This window comes from Acinetobacter sp. UBA3132 (genome assembly GCF_002364825.1).
In the GTDB taxonomy this organism is placed as follows: domain Bacteria; phylum Pseudomonadota; class Gammaproteobacteria; order Pseudomonadales; family Moraxellaceae; genus Acinetobacter; species Acinetobacter schindleri.
In genome coordinates this window covers 1-7,979 of the sequence record NZ_DEZM01000214.1, presented here as the reverse complement: position 1 = coordinate 7,979, position 7,979 = coordinate 1, and the positions used below count along the sequence as shown (strand labels likewise).

Sequence of the window (7,979 nt, the reverse complement as noted above, 5' to 3'; positions counted from 1 at the left end):
TTTTATCTTTTGATAAAAAATCCCGCGACAGACGCGGGATTTTCTGAATCTTTCGATTACCAGCTTAACGCACCACCAGTTTGGTAGTCTGTTACGCGAGTTTCAAAAAAGTTTTTCTCTTTACGCAAGTCCATCATTTCTGACATCCACTGGAACGGGTTATTTACGCCAGCAAACTGTTCAGGCAGACCTAACTGCGCCAGACGACGGTTCGCAATGAACTTTAGGTATTCTTCCATCATGCCAGCATTCATACCTAATACACCGCGTGGCATCGTGTCACGTGCGTATTCGATTTCCAGCATGGTACCTTCAAGAATCATCTGGATGATTTCTTCCTGGAACTTAGTGGTCCATAAACCCGGGTTTTCGATCTTGATCTGGTTGATCATATCGATACCGAAGTTCAGGTGCATTGATTCATCACGCAGGATGTACTGGAATTGCTCGGCAACACCATTCATCTTGTTACGACGACCCATCGAAAGAATCTGGCTGAAACCGCAGTAGAAGAAGATCCCTTCAAGTACACAGTAGAACGCGATCAGGTTGCGAAGCAAAATCTGGTCGTTTTCAGGCGTTCCAGTTTTAAATGTTGGATCGCTTAACTGTTGCGTATATTTCAAGCCCCACGCAGCTTTACGTGCAACTGACGGTACTTCGCGGTACATGTTGAAGACTTCGCCTTCATCCATACCTAAAGATTCGATACAGTATTGGTACGCATGCGTGTGAATCGCTTCTTCAAATGCCTGACGCAGGATATATTGACGGCATTCAGGGTTGGTAATGTGACGGTAAATCGCCAGTACCAGGTTGTTTGCAACTAGTGAATCCGCAGTCGAGAAGAAACCAAGTGAACGCATCACGATGGTACGTTCATCTTCAGTCAAGCCATTTTCAGACTTCCATAGCGCGATGTCGTGGTTCATATTCACTTCTTGCGGCATCCAGTGGTTTGCACAACCGTCCAGATATTTCTGCCAAGCCCATTCGTATTTGAATGGAACAAGCTGGTTCAAGTCCGCACGACAGTTAATCATTGCCTTGTCGTCAACCTGTACACGCTGCGCACCCATTTCAAGCTCTTCCAGACCTGGAGCAACATCAAGCTGTTCTAGGGAAGCAGATGCTCTTGCCAGCGAATCGGTTGGATTTGATCCTCGGTTTTGAGTGGCTCTAAGGGGTTGTGCAGCTGCCACATCCGACGATGTGTTGCTTGCATCAGGTACCACCTGTGAATTAGACGCTTTTTGCGGCTCGACGGGCGCAGGCTGCTGTGTTTGTGCAGCTGGTTTTTGCGAATCATCTTCGAAATCGTCCCAACTTAAGATAGACATATCAGTTCTCTCTTCGATGCTTATATCTTTTATTAGACATTCAGCCTCGCTGAAATGTCCTACTATACGCTCAATTTATGTAAGCAAAATTAAGTTTTGTCGATGACTGCTCTGCTTTTGTACGGAAGAGCAAAAATCCCCACTACTTATTTTGCTTGCGCGATTTATGAGCCTTTAACCAGAAATAGGCAATTGGCAAATAAAAAGTAAGTACAAAGGAAACGACCAGTGCCACAAGTCCTAACAGGTAATTGTGAGTCATATGCGGCATGGTGGTTTCCTTTTACTTTTAGTTTGTGAATCCTAGCCGAAACTAGGATTCACGTTTAAATCATTTTTTAGATGATTTTGCCGGCTTCACTGTTTCAACAATCGTGGTCTTTGGGTGCTTTTTAGCATATTCCAAAGTAACGTATTGACCAGTGATAGCACTTCGAGCTGCTTTTTGATTATTAGCCATGCTCAGTACTCCTTGATACAAAATCAAGATGACTCTTACTGGCTCATAAACTAATTCAATGATAGAATCGCTCACGCATTCACATATGCCAGCCTCGTCGTGATCATCTTGATATCACTTCGAGATTGAAAGCCTTCTAGTTAGTTTTCGCGGACGCTAGAGGGCTTTTTTATTGCCTAAATTTTTAATCCCCCTAAATCCCCCTTTTTTAAAGAGGGACTTTTACATGTTAGATGACTGAGCTGTGATCCCCCTCCTTTTAGGAGGGGTTAGGGGAGGTCAAGCGAAGCTTACTGACAAGCCTCACAATCAGGGTTGTCAATTGAACATGCCATTGGTACTGGTGCTGCATTTGCAAAACCTTCTTCCTCAGCAGGAACTTCAGGTTTTGCTTCAACTGCTGGAGCGACTGCCGCAACAGGCGCTACAGTTGCAGTCGCTTTAACAGCATTTAGTGCGCCAGTATTAATCGTTGATTTCTCAGCAGAAGTCGCACCCAATGCACGTAGGTAATAAGTTGTCTTAAGACCACGTAACCAAGCCATCTTGTAAGTGATGTCCAGTTTCTTACCGTTTGCACCAGCGATGTAAAGGTTCAGAGACTGAGCCTGGTCGATCCATTTTTGACGACGTGAAGCAGCATCTACGATCCAGCGAGTTTCAACTTCAAACGCAGTCGCGAAGATCGCTTTTAGCTCTTCAGGAATACGGGAAATCTTCTGCACAGAACCTTCGAAATGTTTCAGGTCGTTGACCATGACTGCATCCCAAAGACCACGTTCTTTCAACGCACGTACCAGGTATGGGTTAATCACGGTGAATTCACCAGACAGGTTCGATTTCACATACAGGTTCTGGAAGGTTGGCTCGATAGACTGGGACACGCCACAGATGTTTGAAATCGTTGCAGTTGGCGCAATTGCCATTACGTTCGAGTTACGCATACCGTCTTTTTGAACTTTGGCACGTAAAGTGTCCCAGTCCAGACGTTGAGTGCGGTCTACTTCGAACATGCGTTCTGGACGAGTTTTCGCAACCAGGTCAAGTGAGTCGATTGGTAAAATACCTTGATCCCACAATGAACCTTTGAATGTTTCATACGTACCACGTTCAACAGCAAGATCACTTGAAGTTGAAATCGCGTAGTAAGAAATCACTTCCATTGATTCATCAGCAAACTCAACCGCAGCATCAGAACCATAAGCAAGGTTCATTTCGTATAGCGCATCCTGGAAGCCCATGATACCCATACCAACTGGACGGTGTTTCAGGTTTGAATTACGTGCTTGAGGAACAGCGTAGTAGTTGATGTCAATCACGTTGTCCAGCATACGAACCGCAGTTTTAACTGTACGTGCTAGTTTTTCACGATCAAGTACACCGCCTTGAACGTGTTGTACCAGGTTGATCGAACCCAGGTTACATACCGCGATTTCTTCTTTGCTGGTGTTCAGCGTAATTTCTGTACATAGGTTAGAAGAGTGAACCACGCCTACGTGTTGCTGTGGTGAACGCAGGTTACATACGTCTTTGAATGTGATCCACGGGTGACCAGTTTCAAACAGCATCGACAGCATTTTGCGCCACAAATCTTTTGCACGGATTTTCTTGTGCAGCATGTTTGTTTCTTTGGCAATGCTTTCGTAGTAAGCATAACGCTCAGCGAATTCTGCGCCTGTTAAGTCATGTAGATCAGGCGTTTCAGAAGGTGTGAACAGTGTCCATTCTGCATCTTCGAATACACGTTGCATGAACAGGTCAGGAACCCAGTTCGCAGTGTTCATATCGTGGGTACGACGACGGTCATCACCAGTGTTCTTACGCAGTTCCAGGAATTCTTCGATGTCCAGGTGCCAAGTTTCAAGATATGCACATACTGCACCTTTACGCTTACCACCTTGGTTTACTGCAACAGCTGTATCGTTCGCTACTTTCAGGAACGGAACCACACCTTGTGATTTACCATTTGTACCTTTGATGTATGAGTTCAGGGCACGAACTGGTGTCCAGTCATTCCCTAAACCGCCTGCCCATTTAGACAGCATTGCGTTATCACGCATTGCGCCATAGATGTCAAACAGGTCATCATCAATTGTAGTCAAGTAGCAGCTAGACAACTGTGGACGTAAGGTACCTGAGTTAAACAGGGTCGGCGTAGATGCCATGTAGTCGAAGCTAGATAACAGGTTATAGAACTCGATTGCACGCTCTTCACGGTTTTCTTCGTTCAGGGCCAGACCCATTGAAACACGCATAAAGAATAATTGCGGCAATTCGAAACGTACGCCATCCGAGTGGATGAAATAACGGTCAAATAATGTTTGCAGACCTAGATAAGTAAACTGGTTAGAGCGTTCTGGTTGAATCGCTGTCGCAAGTTTAGCTAAGTCAAAGTTTAATAATTCAGGTGAAAGAAGTTCTAGCTCAATCCCTTTTTTCAGGTAAGTTTCCAGCGCATCGCCTTCATTGGTGTCTGTTGGAAGACCCAAAAACTCTAAACCGGTGGCTACCAGGTCATTACGTAATAGACGAGCAGTTACATAAGTATAGTTTGGTTCTTGTTCGATACGGGTACGGGTCGCCATCATCATGGTTGTAGAGATGTCTGACTCTTTTACGCCGTTATACAGGTTTTTTACGGTCTCATCGACAATTGCCTGAACGTCGATTCCTTCAAGGTCTTCAGCAGCTTTAGCAACAGTTTCCGTCAGTTGGCTCAGGTCAAGCGGTTTGAGCTTACCCGCTGCATCAGTGACTTGCAGGGTAGGGTGATGGTTGGCACCCAGCTGCTTACGAGCGTCAGAACGTTGTTCGCGATAGATGACATAGGCACGCGCAACTTTCTGTTCGCCGGTACGCATAAGCGCAAGTTCAACCTGATCCTGGATTTCTTCAATGTGAATCGTCCCACCAGAAGGCAAGCGACGTTTGAAAGTGTTCATGACCATTTCCGTCAGCTGCTCAATACGATCGTGGATACGGCTCGAGTCAGCACTTTGTTGGCCTTCAACAGCCAAAAAAGCCTTACCAATTGCGACAGAAATTTTTTCTGCATCAAAAGTGGCAACATCGCCGGTGCGTTTAATCACCTGAAGTTGACCAGGAGTTGAAGTAATTACGCTCATTTTAGCATAGCTCCATTGTCATCTATTTTTATGTTTATGGACCGTTTGAACTGGGCAATTTTTATGCCACAGTGTTTGAGGAATAAACACAATACCTAGTGGTTTAAAAATTAATTGAACACAAGATACGGGAAAATTTAGGGTAGATCAATATTGACATTTTAATAAATATTTTAGTGAAACAACCTGAGAAACTTTATTAAAAAAATCCTTTTTTTTATCATCTTGGTGCAAGCCTTATTCGGCAAGGCATAGCATAACAAAGCTGGCAAGAAGTACTTATAGATAACATTGTGGATAACTCTTTTTGAGCAAATTGAGGGGCATTTTTTATTCAGATAGACGGTTGCCTAGCCTAGATTTGTTCGATGTTTTGTATAAAAAATGTCGCTAACAGAAATATCTGCAAAAAAATATTACAAAATGCTACTTTGATGTATCAGTTTGGTGAACGCTATCTTGTTTACAATGTAAACGTGTGTATATTGCTTGCTATATCCACCGTATCTATCAGATTTCAAAAGGATACGTCCATCGAATAAAGGTGCACAATATATGAGCCAAGAAGAAAAGTTACCCAAAATTCTAATCGTTGAAGATGATGAGCGTCTTGCTCGTTTAACTCAAGAATATCTTATTCGTAACGGACTTGAGGTAGGGGTAGAGCCCGACGGTAATCGTGCGATTCGCCGCATTATCGCCGAGCAGCCAGACATGGTAGTTTTAGATGTTATGTTGCCAGGTGCGGATGGATTGACCATCTGTCGTGAAGTTCGTCCACATTATCATCAACCGATTTTGATGCTGACTGCACGTACTGAAGATATGGATCAGGTATTGGGTTTGGAAATGGGTGCGGACGACTATGTCGCTAAACCGGTTCAGCCGCGTGTGCTACTGGCACGTATTCGTGCCTTGTTGCGTCGTACTGATAAAGTGCCTGAAGATGAAGTGGCTCAACGTATTGAATTTGACGATCTTGTGATCGATAATGGTGGCCGTTCTGTGACCTTGAATGGTGAATTGGTAGACTTTACCAGTGCAGAATATGATCTGTTGTGGTTGCTTGCATCAAATGCAGGCCGTATTCTTTCGCGTGAAGATATTTTCGAGCGTCTTCGTGGGATTGAATATGATGGCCAGGACCGTTCAATTGATGTTCGTATTTCGCGCATCCGTCCGAAAATTGGGGACGATCCAGAAAACCCTAAACGTATTAAAACAGTTCGTAGTAAAGGTTATCTGTTCGTTAAGGAAACCAATGGCATGTAAATACATGCCATTCCTAAGCTGAATAAGCGGGAAAGCTTATAAGTGTTCAAACACAATATATTTTTGCGTATTTATGCAGGACTTGTCATTCTGGTACTCCTGGTGACCCTGTTCGGCTATCTGTTGGTGCAGATTATTAACTACCAGCGGGCGCAGGTATATCGTGAGTCCTTGACTGATGGTATGGCCTATATCATGAGTGAAGGGGTAGCACGCCAGCCGAATATGCAGCAGAAACTGGACTGGATTTCGGATGCTTCAGATTTACTGGAGCTTCCGATCTATTATGTAGAAGCTGAAAAAGTTGATCTGACCCGTGCAGAGAAACGTCGTATTGAAGACCGTAAGGCGGTAGTGCGTTGGGATGCACAAACCTCAGTGGCTTATGTGGTCATTGGATTGCGTGATGATCCAAAGCATTTTCTATATATAAAAGCAGACAATATTACCGAGCGCCAGATGAAGGCGCTGCCGGTATTTATTCTGGACTATCTGGTTTATTACCCAGGTCAGGAAAAAGAATATCTGGAAAAGATCCAGAAGTATTTTTCTTATCCAATCAGTATTCAGGATGTGCAAAGTCTGCCGCTCGATTCAGAACAGATTGGCCGTCTACGTCTAGATCACAGCATTATTCTCTATCGTGATAGTGCCACGATTCGCGGTACCACTATTTCAATTGTTTCTCCGATTCCAAGCTCGGTGTCTGAAGTACTGGTGATGGGGCCTGTGCCTTTGTTTAACTGGATGCCATTCCAGTTGGCAGCCGGGATTACCTTGCTGAGTATGTTTGTGCTGAGTCTGGGGGTATATGGTTTGCTGGTGCCGATGCAACGTAAGCTGCGTGAAGTTAGCTATGCCTTGAACAAGATGAAGTCCGGTAACATGTCAGTACGACTGGCGATAGATGGTAAGGATGAAATGGCATTATTGGCATCCAGCTATAACGCCATGTCAGATCATATTCAGCGTCTGATCGAAGCCCAGCGTGAGTTGATGCGTGCAGTTTCACATGAACTGCGGACACCTGTTGCACGGATCCGTTTTGCCATGGAAATGCTGGCGGATGAAGATGATTATGAATATCGTCTGCAACAGATGGAACAGATCGATAAAGACATCGAGGCCTTGAACAAGCTGATTGATGAGATCATGACCTATGCCAAACTGGAGCAGGGTACACCTTCCCTTGATTTCGAGAAGATTAATCTGCATGAAGTGCTGGATCAGGTTGTAGCTGAAACTGAAGCGCTAAAAACTGGCAAGAAAATCGAACTGCATCAGGTGCCGATGGATATCGAGGTTGAGGCCGAGCGTCGTTATCTGCATCGTGTGGTACAAAATCTGGTCGGGAATGCTGTGCGCTATTGTGATGAAAGAATCATGATTAGCGGTGGTATTGATGCCAATCAACAGGCTTATATCTGTGTAGAAGATGATGGTGCGGGGATTCCGGAAGAAGATCGTGCTCGCGTCTTTGAAGCCTTCTCGCGTCTGGATGACAGCCGTACCCGTGCATCTGGTGGTTATGGCCTGGGTTTGTCGATTGTTAGCCGGATTGCCTTCTGGTTTGGTGGCAAGGTTGAAGTAGATCAAAGTCCTAAGCTGGGTGGTGCACGCTTTACCATGAGCTGGCCAGCTCAACGTTATAAGAAGAAATCTCGCTTTAAGGCTGTTGAAGAGCATAAAGAAGACCTGGATTCCTTATAAAAAAGGTGTCTTTAGATTATAAAAAAAACGATGCATCCGCATCGTTTTTTTTATTGAGGCTAATTAATGAAA

Annotated in this window: 5 protein-coding genes; 2 read left to right on the top strand and 3 right to left on the bottom strand. The window is 44.5% G+C overall.

The window, feature by feature from the left end; all coding sequences use genetic code 11:
- Nucleotides 1-56: 56 nt before the first annotated feature.
- The 3 genes from B4033_RS11805 to B4033_RS11795 all read right to left on the bottom strand — a co-directional run bounded on the left by B4033_RS11805 (nt 57) and on the right by B4033_RS11795 (nt 4,925).
- Entirely contained in the window at nt 57-1,340 is a 1,284-nt protein-coding gene (locus B4033_RS11805) for a ribonucleotide-diphosphate reductase subunit beta (RefSeq protein ID WP_286834203.1), read from the bottom strand.
- A gap of 331 nt (nt 1,341-1,671) precedes the next feature.
- Nucleotides 1,672-1,800, bottom strand: a complete 129-nt coding sequence (locus B4033_RS11800) for a hypothetical protein (RefSeq protein ID WP_255209521.1) — start codon at nt 1,798-1,800, stop codon at nt 1,672-1,674.
- Between the two features lie 290 nt (nt 1,801-2,090).
- On the bottom strand, nt 2,091-4,925 hold the full coding sequence (locus B4033_RS11795; protein WP_286834200.1) for a ribonucleoside-diphosphate reductase subunit alpha: 2,835 nt from the start codon (nt 4,923-4,925) through the stop codon (nt 2,091-2,093).
- A 555-nt stretch (nt 4,926-5,480) separates the two neighbouring features.
- Here B4033_RS11795 and bfmR point away from each other — a divergent pair.
- Nucleotides 5,481-6,197 carry a response regulator transcription factor BfmR gene (gene bfmR, locus B4033_RS11790; RefSeq protein ID WP_004891693.1) on the top strand — a complete coding sequence of 239 codons (717 nt, stop codon included), beginning with the start codon at nt 5,481-5,483 and terminating at the stop codon, nt 6,195-6,197.
- Between the two features lie 42 nt (nt 6,198-6,239).
- Nucleotides 6,240-7,907: a sensor histidine kinase BfmS gene (gene bfmS, locus B4033_RS11785; RefSeq protein ID WP_286834197.1), complete on the top strand. Its 1,668-nt coding sequence runs from the start codon at nt 6,240-6,242 to the stop codon at nt 7,905-7,907.
- Nucleotides 7,908-7,979: the final 72 nt, after the last annotated feature.